The sequence below is a fragment of the Phenylobacterium sp. genome, assembly GCF_016793285.1.
In the GTDB taxonomy this organism is placed as follows: Bacteria; Pseudomonadota; Alphaproteobacteria; order Caulobacterales; family Caulobacteraceae; genus Phenylobacterium.
This window is the reverse complement of sequence record NZ_JAEUMO010000070.1, coordinates 1-15,496: the sequence shown is the minus strand read 5'-3', so window position 1 is coordinate 15,496 and position 15,496 is coordinate 1. Positions and strand designations below refer to the sequence as shown.

The 15,496-nt window shown below is 69.9% G+C and carries 18 protein-coding genes, 1 tRNA gene and 1 pseudogene; 14 read left to right on the top strand and 6 right to left on the bottom strand.

The features are described 5' to 3' along the window. The 4 genes and pseudogenes from JNL41_RS07330 to JNL41_RS07315 form a co-directional block, all read left to right on the top strand. Nucleotides 1-591: pseudogene (locus tag JNL41_RS07330) on the top strand (phenylalanine--tRNA ligase subunit alpha); the annotation flags it as partial. Next, complete coding sequence (locus tag JNL41_RS07325; RefSeq protein ID WP_293473623.1) at nt 591-866, top strand: hypothetical protein; 276 nt, start codon at nt 591-593, stop codon at nt 864-866. The pseudogene JNL41_RS07330 and the gene JNL41_RS07325, both read left to right, overlap by 1 nt. Then, nucleotides 863-3,232 carry a phenylalanine--tRNA ligase subunit beta gene (pheT, locus tag JNL41_RS07320; RefSeq protein WP_293473622.1) on the top strand — a complete coding sequence of 790 codons (2,370 nt, stop codon included), beginning with the start codon at nt 863-865 and terminating at the stop codon, nt 3,230-3,232. The genes JNL41_RS07325 and pheT overlap by 4 nt, the downstream gene beginning before the upstream one ends. 62 nt (nt 3,233-3,294) lie before the next feature. Next, a complete protein-coding gene (locus tag JNL41_RS07315; RefSeq protein ID WP_293473621.1) occupies nt 3,295-3,747 on the top strand; it encodes a VOC family protein in 453 nt (150 codons plus the stop codon). 136 nt (nt 3,748-3,883) lie between these two features. On the opposite strand, the gene JNL41_RS07310 is transcribed toward JNL41_RS07315, so the two are convergent. Next, complete coding sequence (locus JNL41_RS07310; protein WP_293473620.1) at nt 3,884-4,552, bottom strand: DUF1134 domain-containing protein; 669 nt, start codon at nt 4,550-4,552, stop codon at nt 3,884-3,886. 152 nt (nt 4,553-4,704) lie between these two features. Between JNL41_RS07310 and lepA the strand changes: the two genes are divergently transcribed. The 7 genes from lepA to JNL41_RS07275 all read left to right on the top strand — a co-directional run bounded on the left by lepA (nt 4,705) and on the right by JNL41_RS07275 (nt 10,073). Beyond that, nucleotides 4,705-6,510 carry a translation elongation factor 4 gene (gene lepA / locus JNL41_RS07305; RefSeq protein ID WP_293473619.1) on the top strand — a complete coding sequence of 602 codons (1,806 nt, stop codon included), beginning with the start codon at nt 4,705-4,707 and terminating at the stop codon, nt 6,508-6,510. A gap of 9 nt (nt 6,511-6,519) precedes the next feature. Continuing rightward, nucleotides 6,520-6,960: a hypothetical protein gene (locus JNL41_RS07300; protein ID WP_293473618.1), complete on the top strand. Its 441-nt coding sequence runs from the start codon at nt 6,520-6,522 to the stop codon at nt 6,958-6,960. Nucleotides 6,961-7,063: 103 nt separating this feature from the next. Next, complete coding sequence (locus tag JNL41_RS07295) at nt 7,064-7,201, top strand: entericidin EcnA/B family protein (RefSeq protein WP_293473617.1); 138 nt, start codon at nt 7,064-7,066, stop codon at nt 7,199-7,201. 67 nt (nt 7,202-7,268) lie between these two features. Further along, complete coding sequence (locus JNL41_RS07290) at nt 7,269-7,667, top strand: DUF983 domain-containing protein (RefSeq protein WP_293473616.1); 399 nt, start codon at nt 7,269-7,271, stop codon at nt 7,665-7,667. 138 nt (nt 7,668-7,805) lie between these two features. Then, nucleotides 7,806-7,961: a DUF3309 family protein gene (locus JNL41_RS07285; protein ID WP_293473615.1), complete on the top strand. Its 156-nt coding sequence runs from the start codon at nt 7,806-7,808 to the stop codon at nt 7,959-7,961. Nucleotides 7,962-8,035: 74 nt separating this feature from the next. After that, nucleotides 8,036-9,379, top strand: coding sequence for an MFS transporter (locus JNL41_RS07280; RefSeq protein ID WP_293473614.1), 1,344 nt, complete (start codon nt 8,036-8,038; stop codon nt 9,377-9,379). Between the two features lie 4 nt (nt 9,380-9,383). Beyond that, a complete protein-coding gene (locus JNL41_RS07275) occupies nt 9,384-10,073 on the top strand; it encodes a DUF599 family protein (protein ID WP_293473613.1) in 690 nt (229 codons plus the stop codon). Between the two features lie 106 nt (nt 10,074-10,179). Here the strand turns inward: JNL41_RS07275 and JNL41_RS07270 are convergent, their stop codons facing one another. The 3 genes from JNL41_RS07270 to msrA are packed head-to-tail and all read right to left on the bottom strand — an operon-like array spanning nt 10,180 to nt 11,503. After that, nucleotides 10,180-10,509 carry an MmcQ/YjbR family DNA-binding protein gene (locus tag JNL41_RS07270; RefSeq protein ID WP_293473612.1) on the bottom strand — a complete coding sequence of 110 codons (330 nt, stop codon included), beginning with the start codon at nt 10,507-10,509 and terminating at the stop codon, nt 10,180-10,182. Further along, nucleotides 10,506-10,853: an MmcQ/YjbR family DNA-binding protein gene (locus JNL41_RS07265; protein WP_293473611.1), complete on the bottom strand. Its 348-nt coding sequence runs from the start codon at nt 10,851-10,853 to the stop codon at nt 10,506-10,508. The genes JNL41_RS07270 and JNL41_RS07265 overlap by 4 nt, the downstream gene beginning before the upstream one ends. Next, nucleotides 10,850-11,503 carry a peptide-methionine (S)-S-oxide reductase MsrA gene (gene msrA / locus JNL41_RS07260; RefSeq protein WP_293473610.1) on the bottom strand — a complete coding sequence of 218 codons (654 nt, stop codon included), beginning with the start codon at nt 11,501-11,503 and terminating at the stop codon, nt 10,850-10,852. Before msrA ends, JNL41_RS07265 begins: the two co-directional genes overlap by 4 nt. Nucleotides 11,504-11,649: 146 nt before the next feature. Here msrA and JNL41_RS07255 point away from each other — a divergent pair, with 146 nt between their 5' ends. From JNL41_RS07255 to JNL41_RS07245, 3 genes are all read left to right on the top strand, one after another. Beyond that, nucleotides 11,650-12,588: a tetratricopeptide repeat protein gene (locus JNL41_RS07255; RefSeq protein WP_293473609.1), complete on the top strand. Its 939-nt coding sequence runs from the start codon at nt 11,650-11,652 to the stop codon at nt 12,586-12,588. Continuing rightward, nucleotides 12,555-13,529, top strand: a complete 975-nt coding sequence (locus tag JNL41_RS07250) for a hypothetical protein (RefSeq protein ID WP_293473608.1) — start codon at nt 12,555-12,557, stop codon at nt 13,527-13,529. Before JNL41_RS07255 ends, JNL41_RS07250 begins: the two co-directional genes overlap by 34 nt. Before the next feature lie 48 nt (nt 13,530-13,577). After that, nucleotides 13,578-13,667: transfer RNA gene (locus tag JNL41_RS07245), tRNA-Ser, on the top strand. A gap of 347 nt (nt 13,668-14,014) precedes the next feature. Here the strand turns inward: JNL41_RS07245 and JNL41_RS07240 are convergent. Together JNL41_RS07240 and JNL41_RS07235 are read right to left on the bottom strand one after the other, a co-directional pair. Next, complete coding sequence (locus tag JNL41_RS07240; protein ID WP_293473607.1) at nt 14,015-14,308, bottom strand: hypothetical protein; 294 nt, start codon at nt 14,306-14,308, stop codon at nt 14,015-14,017. 134 nt (nt 14,309-14,442) lie between these two features. Next, a complete protein-coding gene (locus JNL41_RS07235; protein WP_293473606.1) occupies nt 14,443-15,144 on the bottom strand; it encodes a hypothetical protein in 702 nt (233 codons plus the stop codon). Nucleotides 15,145-15,496 lie beyond the last annotated feature (352 nt).

Here is a 15,496-nt window from a genome sequence, read left to right as displayed (position 1 = left end):
CACACCAGCCCCGTGCAGATCCGCGCGATGCAGCGGCTGAACGAGAAGCTGCCGAACTGGATCGCGAACGGTCAGGAGCCGCCGATCCGGATCATCGTGCCGGGCCGCACCTATCGCTCGGACAGCGACGCCACGCACACGCCGATGTTCCACCAGATGGAGGGCCTCGTCATCGACCGGGCCATCCACATGGGGCACCTGAAGTGGACACTGGACCAGTTCATCGCCCGCTTCTTCGAGACGCCGGCGGTGGAGTCGCGCTTCCGGCCGCACCACTTCCCGTTCACCGAGCCCTCGGCCGAGATGGACGTGAAGTGCGACCGCTCGGGCGGCGACGTGAAGATCGGCCAGGGGAACGACTGGATGGAGGTCGTCGGCTGCGGAATGGTGCATCCGAACGTGCTGCGCAACTGCGGCCTCGATCCCGACCAGTGGCAGGGCTTCGCGTTCGGCTTCGGCATCGACCGGCTGGGGATGCTGAAGTACGGCATGCCCGACCTGCGCGACATGTTCGCGAGCGACGGCCGCTGGCTGGAGCACTACGGCTTCTCGGCCTTCCAGGCGCCGAACACGTCGACGGGGTTGAGCTGATGGACATGTGGAACGGCCTGGAGGCCCACATGGTCGGCGACGGGCTCGCGTCCTGGCGGCACGCGCATCAGCGCTATTTCACCCGCAACGGCGGGTTCGCGCCGGACATGCTGCTCAACTGCGAGCGCTTCCGGCTGGTCGAAGTGATCTCCCCTCCCCCTTGCGGGGAGGGGTCGGGGGTGGGGGTGTCAACGCCTGCGTCCGCGGTCGAACACCCCCACTCCCAAACCCTCTCCCCGCAAGGGGGAGAGGGCTTCAGTGAGCAATCCCGATGAAGTTCACCCTCTCCTGGCTGAAGGAGCACCTCGACACGACCGCGAGCGTCGACCAGGTGGTCGAAGCCATGACCATGGCCGGGCTCGAGGTCGAGCACGTGGAGGATCCGGGCGCAAAGCTGGCCGCCTTCACGGTGGGCAAGATCGTCGAGGCCGTGCAGCACCCGAACGCCGACAAGCTGCGCGTCTGCCAGGTCGACACCAAGGACGGGCGGCTGGAGATCGTCTGCGGCGCGCCGAACGCGCGGGCGGGGCTGACGACCATCTATGCGCCGATCGGGGCCTATGTGCCCGGCAGCGGCGTGACGCTGGAGGCGCGGCCGGTGCGCGGCGTGGTCTCCAACGGCATGCTCTGCTCGGGCCGCGAACTGGAGGTGGCGGACGACGCCGACGGGATCGTCGAGCTTTCGGACGACCTGCCGGTGGGCGCGAGCGCGGTCGAGGCGTTCGGCCTGGAGGCCGCCATCGACTTCGAGGTGACGCCGAACCGGCCCGACTGGCTCGGCGTGCGCGGCATCGCGCGCGACCTGGCGGCGGCGGGCCTGGGGACGCTGAAGCCCGACCCCGTGACGCCCACACCGGGCAAGTTCCCGAACCCCGTGGACATCAAGGTCGATGGTTCGGCCTGTCCGGTGTTCGCCGGGCGGCTGATCCGGGGCGTGAAGAACGGCCCCTCGCCGGCGTGGCTGCAGCAGCGGCTGACCAGCGTGGGCCTGCGCCCCATCAACGCCCTGGTCGATGTGACCAACCTGATCAGCTACGACAACTGCCGGCCGCTGCACGTCTATGACGCCGCCAAGCTGACCGGCGGGTTCATCGAGGCCCGGCTGGGCCGCGAGGGCGAAAAGGTCGAGGCGCTGGACGGCGAGACCTACGAGGCCGGCCCGGAAATCTGCGTGATCTGCGACGGCTCGGGCGCCATCGGCCTGGGCGGCGTGATGGGCGGCGAGTCGACCAAGGTGCTGGACGACACCACCGACGTCTTCGTCGAGGCCGCGTGGTTCGACCCGATCCGCACGGCGCAGGCGGGCCGCACGCTGGGGATCACCTCGGACGCGCAGTACCGCTTCGCCCGCGGCGTCGACCCGGAGAGCCCGGTCCACGGGATCGAGCAGGCGACGCAACTGATCCTCGAGCTCTGCGGCGGCGAGCCGTCGGAGGTGCGCGTGGCCGGCCAGGCGCCCGCTCCGCCCGCCGCATTCGCGTTCGACCGCAGCTACGTCAAGAAGCTGTCCGGGCTCGACGTGCCGGCGGTGCGGATCGACGAGATCCTGACCAAGCTCGGCTTCACGGTGTCCGGCGACACGGTCCAGCCGCCGAGCTGGCGGCGCGACGTCGAGGGCAAGGCTGACCTCGTCGAGGAGGTCGCGCGGATCGAGGGCTTCGACAACCTGCCTGCCCTGCCCCTGCCCGAGATCGCGCGGCCGCCCGGCGGCGCGCTGACGCTGCGCCAGCGGCGCATGCGCGACGCGCGGCGGCAGATGGCGGCGCGCGGCTACGCCGAGGCGGTGACCTGGAGCTTCATGCGCCGCGAGTGGGCCGGGCTGTTCGGCGGCGGCGACGCGAAGCTGGTGCTGACCAACCCCATCGCGTCCGACCTGTCGACCATGCGCCCGACCGCGCTCGGCAACCTGATCGAGGCGGCGGCGCGCAATGCGCGCAAGGGCTTCGCCGACGCGGCGCTGTTCGAGGTGGGCCCGAACTTCCGCGGCGACCAGCCGGCGGACCAGTGGACGGCGGTGACGGCGCTCTTGGCCCCGCACGCGCCGAAGCACTGGGCGAAGGGGAGCGGCGACGCGCTGTTCGACCTCAAGGCCGACCTGATGGCGCTGCTGGACGAGATGGGCGCGCCGGCGCTGCAGGTGGTGCAGGGCCAGAACGCCGGCTGGTGGCATCCCGGCCGCTCGGCGCGGCTGCAACTGGGGCCGAAGGTGGTGGTGGCCGAGTTCGGCGAACTGCACCCGCGCATCCTGAAGGCGCTGGACGCGGACGGGCCGATGCTGGCCTTCGAGGTGAACCTGGACGCGCTGCCGGAGCCCAAGCGCAAGGGCGTGAAGACCAAGGCGGCGCTGGAGCTATCGCCCCTGATGCCCCTCAGCCGCGACTTCGCGTTCCTGGTCGCGGCCGACACGCCGGCAGGAGACCTCGTCCGTCCGATCGCCGGCGCCGACAAGGCGCTGATCGAGGCCGTGCGCGTGTTCGACGTCTACGCCGGCCAGGGCGTGCCCGAGGGCCACAAGTCCGTCGCCGTCGAGGTGGTCGTCCAGCCCCGCGAGAAGACCCTCACCGACGCCGAGATCGAAGCGCTGTCGGGCCGCATCGTGGCCGCGGCCGAGAAGGCCGTGGGGGCGAAGCTGAGGGGCTGAGGCCCTGCGGTAGCAGCGCGGCGTTTGACTTACGCGCAGGTCACCGGCGCTCACTGCCCTCCATGGAAGTGAACGGCGTCGCGCACACCTTCGTCACGGCGGGCGATTTCGAGAGGTCGGTGGCCTTCTATCGGCAGCTCCTGCCGTTCCTCGGCATGCGCGAGGTCGCCGACAGCGTGGACACCTACTACTGCGTGGGCGGCCGCACGGGGTTCGGCATCCGCAGGCCCGATCCCGAGCACGCAGGCGCGCGGTTCGTGCAGTTCCGGGTGGGGATGCACCACCACTGCTGGCGGGCGCGCGAGAAGGCCGACGTGGACGCGCTCTACGTCTTCCTGCAGTCGATCGGGGCCAGGATCGTCCATCCGCCGCAGGACGAGCCCTGGGCGCCCGGCTACTACGCCGTGCTGTTCGAGGACCCCGACGGCATCCGCCTGGAGCTCAACCACGTGCCCGGGCGGGGCCTCTTCGACACTCCCACCCAACGCGTCGGCGCGAGCCTGGACGACCGCTAGTGGCCGCGGAGCGGGGCGCCTTCCGATTCAATGGACCGCGGAATACGCGGAAGAACGCGGAATCAACGCCGACGCATTCCGCGCCTTCCGCGGTTCCAGACTGATGAGCCTCCGCTTACGCGGACGCTCGGCAGCGTCAGAACGGGATGATGTTGCGCTTGCGCGTGTAGGCCAGGTAGCCGACGTTCGCGCCCAGGCGCAGGCCGACGCCGGCGCGGATGGGGGCCAGCGTCACGTCCTCGGCGCGCTGGTAGTTCACGCCCAGGCCGCCCACGAGGTAGGCCGAGCCCTCGACGCCGGGGTAGCGCTGGAAGATCACTTCCGGGACCTGCAGGTTGTAGCAGAGGGTGAAGACGCGGCTGGCGTTGCCGCCCCAGTCCCAGCCGATCGACGGGCCCTGCCAGAAGACCTCCATCGGCGGGCGGTCCTTCATGTAGAGCAGGCCGCGGCCATAGCGCAGGCCCAGCACGAACGAGCCCGAGCCTTCCTCGCCGGCGATGTAGGCGGTGGGGCGGCCCTCCTTGGCGAACAGGCGCTCGACGGCGGCGCCGGCGCTCTCGGCGGTCACGCCCAGGAAGTCGGAGACGTTCGTGACGATCTCGTCCTGGCTGTAGGTCTTGGCGCCCGCCGGCTCGCCCGTCGGGCCGGCCGACGGATAGCTGGGCGTGGAGTTCGGCGGCGGCGGCCCTTGAGGAGGCGGGCCTCCGGCCGGCGGCAGCGGCTGGGACTGCACGGTCTGGGCGCGCGCCAGGGCGGGCGCGGTGAGGCCGACGAGGCCCGTGGCGATGAGTGTCCGACGATCCATAGGCGCTGTTCCCGCCTCCCAAACTTCGTGAATCACAATCCGCCCAGCGCCCTTGCATCGCGCACGCCGCATTAATGCTGGATTAACCACGTTCGCCGCCCGCGCCCCCCGCGGCTATGTTGCGCCGCGAGATGTGCTAGACGGGCGCCGCAATGACCACGCCTCTCGACAAGATCCGCAACTTCTCGATCGTCGCCCACATCGACCACGGCAAGTCCACGCTCTCAGACCGCCTGATCCAGGAGACCGGCGGGCTGACGCAGCGCGAGATGACCGAGCAGGTGCTCGACAACATGGAGATCGAGCGCGAGCGCGGGATCACGATCAAGGCCCAGACCGTCCGCCTCGACTACAAGGCCGACGACGGCCAGACCTACGTCCTGAACCTGATGGACACGCCGGGGCATGTGGACTTCGCCTACGAGGTCAGCCGCAGCCTCGCTGCCTGCGAAGGCTCGATCCTGGTGGTGGACGCCAGCCAGGGCGTCGAGGCCCAGACCCTGGCCAACGTCTACCAGGCCATCGACAACAACCACGAGATCGTGCCGGTCCTGAACAAGATCGACCTGCCGGCCGCCGAGCCCGACCGGGTGCGCCAGCAGATCGAGGACGTCATCGGCCTCGACGCCTCGGACGCGGTGGTGTGCTCGGCCAAGTCGGGCGTCGGCATCCACGACGTGCTGGAGGCCATCGTCCACCGGCTGCCGCCGCCGAAGGGCGACGCCGACGCGGCCCTGAAGGCCCTGCTGGTCGACGCGTGGTACGACCAGTACCTGGGCGTGGTCGTGCTCGTGCGGGTCTTCGACGGCACGCTGAAGGTCGGCCAGAAGATCAAGATGATGCAGACCGGCGCGCAGTATCAGATCGACCGGCTGGGGGTGTTCAAGCCCAAGCAGACCGACGTGGCCGAGCTGGGCCCCGGCGAGGTCGGCTACATCACCGCCTCGATCAAGGAGGTCGCCCACGCCGCCGTCGGCGACACCATCACCGACGAGAGGAAGCCGACCGACAAGCCGCTGACCGGCTTCCGCGAGGTGCAGCCGGTGGTGTTCTGCGGCCTCTTCCCGGTGGACGCCGCCGACTTCGAGGACCTGCGCGCCGCGATCGGGCGCCTGCGCCTGAACGACGCCTCGTTCAGCTACGAGATGGAGACGAGCGCCGCGCTGGGCTTCGGCTTCCGCTGCGGGTTCCTGGGCCTGCTGCACCTGGAGATCATCCAGGAGCGGCTGAGCCGCGAGTTCGACCTCGACCTGATCGCGACGGCGCCCTCGGTGGTCTACCGCGTGAAGCTGACCAACGGCGACGAGGTCGAACTGCACAACCCCGCCGACCTGCCCGACCCGGTGAAGATCGACACCATCGCCGAGCCGTGGATCAAGGCCACCATCTTCACCCCCGACGAGTACCTCGGCTCGATCATCAAGCTCTGCCAGGACCGCCGCGGCGAGCAGCGCGAACTCAGCTACGTCGGCAGCCGCGCCATGGTGGTCTACGACCTGCCGCTGAACGAGGTGGTGTTCGACTTCTACGACCGGCTGAAGTCGATCTCGAAGGGCTACGCCAGCTTCGACTATTCCATCGAGGGCTACCGCGAGGGCGATCTCGTGAAGATGTCGATCCTGGTCAACTCCGAGCCGGTCGACGCGCTCTCGATGCTTGTCCACCGCAACCGAGCCGAGATGCGCGGCCGCGGCATGGTCGAGAAGATGAAGGACCTGATCCCGCCGCACATGTTCCAGATCCCGATCCAGGCGGCGATCGGCGGCCGGATCATCGCGCGCGAGACCGTGCGGGCGCTGCGCAAGGACGTGACGGCCAAGTGCTACGGCGGCGACGCCAGCCGCAAGCGTAAGCTCCTCGACAAGCAAAAGGAGGGGAAGAAGCGCATGCGCCAGTTCGGCAAGGTCGAGATCCCGCAGGAAGCCTTCATCGCCGCGCTGAAGATGGACGAGAACTAGGGGAAAGCCATGACGATCTGCCGACGCCTCGTGACCGCAGCACTGCTCGCGGCCGGCCTCATGTCGGCGCCGATGGCCGCCGCGGGCCAACCCGCCGGCGCGCCCGCGGCCACCGCCGAGCGGCCGATCCTGGTGCTCGACCAGGTGCGCAGCGGCCTGATCCCCTCGAAGCTGATGCCTGCGATCCAGCCGCTGAAGACGCTGGAGGAGGTCGAGGCGCTGCTGAGGGCGAACGACCTGGCCTACCGGCGCGGGATCGCGCTCATCGACTCGCGGTCGGCGCCGGCGGAGCTGGTGAAGCTGATCGCCGGCCTGCCGCCGGGCGAGGTGTTCGTCCTGCCCGATGGCGGCGGCGCGACCTTCAACCGGGTCGTCCGCGCGGTGAGCCCGCAGGAGGCCGCCCGGATCGCCCAGCCGCCGCCGGCGCGGCCGCGGACGCCCGCCACCTGAGCGTCGCCACAGGGCCGGCGCGGGGCCGCCGCAATGCCGCCTCAGGCTTGACTACAAGCCCGGCTCCAATCGACTTCAGACCGTTCGGAGGAGGGTTCCCCCCATGCGCAAGCTCATCGTGCTGACCGCGGCCGCCGCCGCGCTTCTCGTCTCTGCCTGCAACACCGTCTCGGGCATCGGGCGCGACGCCCAGGCCGCGGGCCGCGCCGTCACGGGAGCCGCCGAGGACGCCAAGCGATAGCCGCCTGCGCGGCGAATCGTCCGCGAGGGCTTTCGCACCTGCGCGCGGAGGCGCATATGCGCAGGCGATGGCCAACGAGTTCGCGTATCCGCTGTTCCGTTCCGTCGGCCGGGGGCTGACGCACCGTTGCCCCGCGTGCGGCAAGGGCCGGCTCTATGGCCGCTATCTGAAGGTCGAGCCGAACTGCGGCCGGTGCGGCCACGACCTGACGGTCTACCGCGCCGACGACGGCCCGGCATACCTGACGATCCTCCTCGTGGGCCACCTGGTGGTGGCGCCGCTGCTGTTCTTCCCGATCGTCTGGCAGGCCTCGCCGCTCGTGGTGCTGCCGATCGTGCTGGGATGGCTGTCGCTCGTCACCCTGACGGCGCTGCCGCGCATCAAGGGCGGCTGGGTCGGCCTGATGTACGCGTTGCAGTCCACCGACCGCGACCAGCACCTCCACACCGCCGACGCCGCCGACTAGGGCCTTCGGCTTCCCGACCTCGGACCGACCTCGGCGACGAGTGATCCGGCCCCCCGCCGCGGCCTTCCGCCGGAACCCAAGCTTGGCCACGCACGTTCGGTGCGGTCGAGGTCGGGGCCTAGGAGGAGAGACGCCGAAATGCTGGGGACCATTCTCATCATCATCCTGATCCTGGCGCTGCTGGGCGCGCTGCCCACGTGGGGCCACTCGCGGAGCTGGGGCTATTTCCCGAGCGGCGGGCTGGGCCTGGTGCTGATCATCGTGATCATCCTGGTCCTCATGGGCAGGATCTGACGCCCGTCGCGCCGCCCCTCGCACCGGGGCGGGTTTGCCCATAGCATCCCCCCGCCACCGCGCGGGGAGGATGCATGACGGCGACGGAAACCGGGGTCGAGGCGCAGGTCCCGCCGGGAGCTGTGGCCACCGGCCTCACCGCCGGCCAGCGGCTGAAGGCCATCCTGGGCGGCTCGGCCGGCAACCTCGTCGAGTGGTACGACTGGTTCGTCTACTCGTTCTTCGCCGTCTATTTCTCGGCCCACTTCTTCCCCGGCGGCGACGAACTGGCGGGCCTGCTCAAGACCATGGCGGTCTTCGCGGTGGGCTTCTTCGCGCGACCGCTGGGCGCGTGGCTGATGGGTCTCTACGCCGACCGCGCGGGACGGCGCACGGCGCTCACCGCCGCGGTCGCGATGATGTGCGCGGGCTCGCTGATCATCGCGGTGCTGCCGAGCTACGAGGCCATCGGCGTCGCCGCGCCGATCCTGCTGGTGGTCGCGCGCATCCTGCAGGGCCTGTCCGTGGGCGGCGAGTACGGCGCCAGCGCCACCTACCTCTCCGAGATGGCCGGCCGGCGGCGGCGGGGCTTCTGGTCCAGCTTCCAGTTCGTGACCATGGTCATGGGCCAGCTCATCGCGCTCGGCATCCTGTCGCTGCTGCAGAACAGCCTGGAGAAGCCCGAGCTGGAGGCCTGGGGCTGGCGCATCCCGTTCGTCATCGGGGCGCTGCTGGCGGTCGTGGTGTTCTGGATCCGGGCGCGGATGGACGAGAGCCAGAGCTACGAGAACGCCAGGGCCTCGGGCGCCGAGCGGGCGCGGACCATGATGCTGTTCGCGCGCTACCCGAAGGAGACGGTCACCATCCTCGGTTTCACCGCCGGCGGCTCGCTCGCCTTCTACGCCTTCACGACCTACATGCCGAAGTTTCTGACGGCGAAGGCGCACGCCCAGCCGTTCGCGGAGCACACCGCGACCGCCATCACCGCCGGCGCGCTGGTGGTCTACCTGTTCGCCCTGCCGGTCTTCGGCTGGATCAGCGACCACTTCTCGCGGCGCGCGACCCTGTGGCTCGCGTTCGGCGGCGGCGGGCTGGCGGCGTATCCGGCGCTGCAGACGCTCGCGACGACGACCAACCCGTGGCTGGCGTTCGGGCTCGTCTCGCTGCTGGTGGTCCTGCTGTCGGGCTACAATTCGGTCAGCGCCGTGGTGAAGGCCGAGCTCTTCCCCGCCAACGTCCGCGCTCTGGGCGTCGCCCTGCCCTACGGCATCGGCACCGCGATCTTCGGCGGCACGGCCGAGAGCATCGCCATCGCCTTCCAGCGCGCGGGCCATGAAGAGCGCTTCTACGTCTACGTGGCGGCGATGATGGGGCTCGCGTTCCTGACGATCTTCCTGCTGCCCGACAACCGCAAGCACAGCCTGATCCTGGAGGACTGAGCGGGTGAGCACGCTCAACATCGCGGCGCTGTCGCTCTTCGTCTTCGCGTGGATCTTCTACGAGCCGCTGCTGATCGCCTTCGGCAAGCGCCGCGGCGGGGTGCTGAACACCGATCTCGCGGTCATCCGCGTCGCCTGGATGGAGAACATGACCAGCCGCGAGGCGCGGCTGATGGACGGCCAGTTGCTGGGCCAGACGCTGAACTCGTGCTCGTTCTTCGCCTCGTCCAACCTGATCCTGATCGCAGCGGCCGCGGGCGCCCTGTTCGGCGGCCAGCAGACCTTCGCCTCGCTGTCGGCGCTGGAGGTGGTGCATACGTCGTCGCGGCTGCTCTTCGAGCTGCAGCTCGCGCTGGTGGTGGCGTGCCTGGCCCGCGGCCTGCTCGACTTCATCTGGGCCATCCGCCAGATCAACTACTGCCTGGCGGCGCTGGGCGCGACGCCGGAGCCGCTGGCCGAGGACAGCCGCGTCGCCTACGGCGCGGTGCTGGCGCGGCTGCTCAACCCGGCGCTGGGATCGTTCAGCGCGGGCGTGCGCGGCTACTACTTTGCGCTGGCCGCGGCGGCCTGGCTGTTCGGACCCTGGACCTTCATGGCCGCCACCCTCGGCGCCGTGGGCCTGCTGCTCTGGCGGCAGCGCTGGTCGAAGGCGGCGCTTGCGATCCAGGACTTCCGCAAGCTCATCCAGCGCTGATGCTCCCCCTCCGGGGACGCTCGCGGAGCGCGAGGAGATCGCAGCCCACAGGCCCGGCCTGAAACCCCGTTCCCACGCGTCGGATGACCCTCTCCGGCGGCGAGGATCAGAGGCCCAGCTCGGCCCGCAGCTTCTTCGTGAGTTTGGCGGCCATGAGGCTGTGGGCGGTGGCGAGCCAGCCTTGCGCGTCCTCGGGCTCCATGCGCTCCAGGGCGATGTTCACCCAGTGGCCCTTGGCGCAGTACGGGGCCTGCCGGCCGAGGCCGTCGTGGGTCAGCACCTCGAAGCCGATCGGCGTGACCTTGAACGAGAGGCCGTCGCCGCAGATGGCGAACACCTTGCCACCCACCTTGTAGACGTCGGAGGCGCCCCACTGGATCACCTTGGTCGTCGCCGGCATCGCCAGGGCCAGGGCCTCGATCTCCTCGCGCGTCATGCGCCGATCCCGAGCTCGGCGCGGACCTTCCTCGGCAGCTTAGCGGCGACCAGGGCGTGGGCTGTCCTCACCCAGTCGGCCACCTCGGCGGCGTCCTGCGCGCTGAGATCCTCGATGTTCACCCAGTGGGCGCGGGCGAGGTACTTCGACGGCCTGGCGCGGCCGGTGGTGGTCAGGGCCTCGAAGGCGATCTCGGTCGCCTTGAAGCCAAGGTTCGAATAGGCGCCGTTCGTGGCGCAGAACATCTTGCCGGCCACGCAGTAGCAGTGGTCATCGCCCCACTTGATGTCGAGCGCCGCGCCCGGCAGGGCCATGGCGGCGGCGTGGAGCTCGTCCTTCGTCATGCCGAGACGCCGACGCCGATAGGACAGGTGACCCCCGTGCCGCCGATGCCGCAGTAGCCGTGCGGGTTCTTGGCCAGGTACTGCTGGTGGTCGTCCTCGGCGAAGTAGAACGGCCCGGCCGGCGCGATCTCCGTGGTGATGCGCTCGAAGCCCTGCCGGCTCAGCGCGGCCTGGTAGGCCTCGCGCGAGGCCTCCGCCTCGGCGGCCTGGGCGTCGTTCGTCACATAGATCCCCGAACGGTACTGCGTGCCGATGTCGTTGCCCTGGCCCATGCCCTGGGTCGGATCGTGGTTCTCCCAGAACATCTTCAGGAGCTGGCCGTAGGTGACGGCCCGCGGGTCGTAGACCGCGAGCACCGACTCCGCGTGGCCCGTGCCGCCCGAACAGACCTCCTCGTAGGTCGGATTGGGGCTGATCCCCTGCTGGTAGCCCACCGCGGTCACCCAGACGCCCGGCGCCTGCCAGAAGATCCGCTCGACGCCCCAGAAGCAGCCCATGGCGAAGCAGGCGCTCTCCAGCGCGGCGGGATAGGGGCCCTTCAGCGGCCGGCCGTTGACGAAGTGGCGCTCGGCGGTGGGGATCGCGTGCGGGCGGCCCGGGAGCGCGGTCTCGACGGTGGGCAGGACCAGGGATTTCCTGGGAAGAAGCATCGGTCGCCTCCGGAAGCGGGGTGTCGGGCGTAGAAAGAAAACGAACGGCGTTCTGCGCGCTTGCCAAGCCTAGCTGATCCGGCGCGACAATGGCGTTAGAATGGCGCCCGGCGATGCGCGGCGACAACTCGCAAGGAGGATGCGGGATGCGGCTCTTCAGGACCCTCTTGGTGGCGGGCGCGCTCGCCACGATCGCGGCGGCCGGTCTCGGCGCCGCAGGCGCGATGGCCGCGGGCGGCGGCGGCGGGGGCGGCGGTGGGGGCTCGATGCCCTCCGCCAGCGGCGCCAGCTACGACCCGGCCGAGGAGTACGCCAAGGCGATCAAGGCCATCCAGGCCAAGGAATACAAGAAGGCCGCCGTGGCCGCAGGCCGGGTGACCGACGCGGCGCCGAAGAGCGTCGACGCGTGGCGGCTGCTGGGCGTGGCCCAGGCCGGCGCCGAGAACTGGAAGGGCGCCCGACGCGCCTACGAACGCGTCGTGAGGCTCGACCCCGACGATCTGGCGGGCCGCGCGGGGCTCGGGATGGCGCTGGGCAACCTCAAGGATCCCAAGGCCCGCGAACAGCTCGACTGGCTGAAGGCCAAGGCGGCCAGTTGCGGAGCCGATTGCGCGACCGTGAAGGCGCTGGCCGCCGAGGTCGAGAAGTCGATCGCCGGCGGCGGCTCGCCCGCGGCGAGCGCGGCGCTCGAGGGCGGCTCGCTGATCTTCGCCGACGCCGGCGACCACGCCTATGTCGAGGCCGTCAGCCTGATCAACGAGAAGCGCTACGACGACGCCCTGGCCTCGCTGGACCGGGCCCGCAGGGCCTTCGGACCGCACCCGGACGTGCTCACCTACCAGGGCTACGCCTGGCGCAGGAAGGGCGCGCTCGACAAGGCGGAGAGCTATTACCGACAGGCGCTCGCCATCGCGCCGGACCATCGCGGGGCCACGGAATACTATGGCGAGCTGAAGGTTGAACGCGGCGACCGGGCCGGGGCGCAGGCGATGCTGGCGAGGCTGGACCGCATCTGCGCCTACGGCTGCGCCGAGGCGGAGGAGCTGCGCCGTTGGATCGACGCCGGCGGCGAGCCGGGGCGCTAGGCCTCCTCCTGACGCTGGCGGCGGGCGGGGCGCTCGCCGCCGACGCCGCGCCGCCGCTGAGGGCGATGCGCTGGCTTCCGCACGGCGCCGACGCCGCGGCCGCCCTCGCCCGGCAACCGGCCGAGTGCCTGCGCCTGCCCGCCGATCCGGGGGCGAGGCTGGCCGTCGAGGTGGGCCGCGCGGCGTTCCGCACGCCGCTGCTGCTGGGCGGCCAGGCGGCGCGGGCGGGACTCAGTTGCGAGGCCTGCCATCGCCAGGGTCGCGGCAACCCCGACTTCCGGTTCCCCGGCGCCTCCGGCGTCCCGGGCACGGCGGACGTGACGCTGTCGCTCTTCTCCAGCCGCCGCGGCAACGGCGTGGACGACCCCCGGCCGATCCCCGACCTGACCGCGCCGCGCGACCGCCTGAAGGTGGCGGCCGCCGACCTGCCCGGCTTCATCCGCGGCCTGGTCGTCGAGGAGTTCGACGGCCCCGAGCCCTCCGCCGCCACGCTGGCGGGGCTCGCCGCCTACGTCCGCGCGCTCGACCCCGCCGCCTGCCCGGCCGGCGACGCGGCGTCCGTCCGGGTCGGCGTCGGCGGCCTGATGGCCGACGCGCGCCGCGCGCTCGCCGCGGGCCGCGCCACGCTGGCCGGGGGCGACGGGCCGACCACGGTCCTGATGGTCGCCGCCGCCCGCGCCCGGCTCGGCCTGATCGACGAGCGCTATGCAGGCCTGCCCGCCGAACGCGCGCGCCTGCGCGCCGCCGACGCGGGGCTTGCCGCCCTGCAGGCCGCCGTCCGCGACGGCCGCCGCGAAGCCGCCGCCGCGATGCTTGAGCGCTGGGTAGCCGCCTCGCGTCCGCTGGAAGCGCGCCTGCGCGCCAGCGAGGCCGGCTCGCTCTTCGACCCGGCCCGGCTGAACGTCGCGGCCAACCGCCGCTTGCCGCCCCGCCCCTCCTGACGGTATATGCCCGCCTTCCGCGCGAGGGGCCCGGCTCCAGCGGCGCGTGGTGAGGTGGCCGAGTGGTTGAAGGCGCACGCCTGGAACGCGTGTATAGGGGAAACTCTATCGAGGGTTCGAATCCCTCTCTCACCGCCACCTAGTCCGCGAAGTCGTCTCTGTTCTAGACTAGTCAGCGCCTGAATGCGTCCACCGCCACCGACCCCCTTGTATTCGCTCCGCTTTTCGGAGGTCGAGGGACGAAGATTCGAAGCATCGGCAGACTTGTCGGAACTCCACCAAGTTCAGACTGGTCGCGCCCAATTCCCAGTTATCGGCAATTTCTGTCTCCGGTTGATCCGCGCGGCGGAATCGACCCGACATGTCGGATATGGCTCCCTCGAGCATCCTGAAGCTGCTGCCTGCGGAATTTGATCGAGCCTTACAGACCGCCATCGCCGCCCCTCCGATTTCGCATAAAATCCGATAGAGGGAGCCGAGATAGGTCAGCTTTCAACTGGGAGCGACGCGCCAGACGCTTGGGTACGAAGTTCATCGCTGGTGTACCAGCGGACACCGTGAAATCTCGCATCTTCCGCCAGAGCGATGCCGAGACGGAGCAGAACATCCAGATAGGCTTGGTGGTGCCGACCGAAGGCGCTGGCGATCCATGAATTCTGTTCGAGCACCATTGTGTACTTGTCGATCAGCGTAATTTGGCACCACAGACGTCGGCGCTGCTCGCCCGCGATGATGTCGAGTTCCCAGCCGTTCTCGTGGGCATAGATTGGTTCGCTCACCTCACAGCCGCACCCAATGAGTAAGTCAGCAATGACCTTCGCGGCGCTCTGCCCGCCGAACCGAACGATTTGCGCGCCGTCCTCGATCTGATCGTGCGGTAAGTCGATCGTGAACGTAGCCCACGGTCTAACCCTCATCTGCGTGGCCGCTCGCCGTCGATCTGATCAACAAGCGCGCCTGCACCAACCACACCGCTGCCGGCGGCGGCCTTCAGGGGCGCCGGCGCGCCATACCAGAGCCGACCGAGCCGATCATATTTCTCCCAGCCGAGCGGATCGCCACTCCAACTCCCCCCGCCGAATTCGGCGGGTATGCTTCCCCCCCGGTACTTGGGATCAACCTTGAAGTGGAGCTCCAGCATGTCGCCCGTGCTGATGCCTTCGGGCTTCAGCAAGAAGAACGGGCTGTCACCAATTGCCGGAGGAACGCGACCGCCGCCGAGCCAAGGCGGCAGCTTCGTTCGCCGCGGGAGATAGTGATGGCCGATGCCGGTGTAGGGCGTGGCGAAGTAGTCCGCGAGTCCGGGAGACACGCCGCGGGCAATCCACTTTTCAGCGCCCTGCGCCTCTGCCGCCTTCGCCAGGCGCGTGAGCCCCTTCGCTTGAGCGCCTCCGTAGAACAGTGATCCGACGTCGAACAGGAACTCGCCCTGATTGAGGCCCAGATTCGCTTGGCGTCGCATCTCGCTTGAGAAGGTACTCGCGGGCGGGCTGGCCTGAGGATTCAGACGAACGTTTTGACGTTCGAGTACGTCTCGTCCGCCGTTGATGGCTGATTGAGGATCAGCGACCGCATTCCCGACTCCGGTGATGAGACCATCCGCTGTCTGGAACACCTTGTCCCATGCAGCTTCTCCGCGCGGGCTGTGCTCCGCGTCATAAGGATCAAATAGTCGCGACGCGAACAGGACCCCACCAGCAACATCCCTCGCCGTATCCCAAGCGCCTCGCGCCGCTCCCGGCACAAGACTCGCGTATCGCACCATGTCGCCAGCGACGCCCTTGGCCGCCGGGCTTCGATCAAGCCAGTTCTCACCGCGACGAGGACTAGGTGTGAGGTCTCAATAGGTTGTCCATCCGGTCGGGACCGGGAAGGCTGGTGTTGCGAAGACTCAGCTGATCTCGGGGGACCGGATGAACCTGCATAGGAATGCCTGCACGACGCCTGCCAGTCGAGCCGCGATGGTG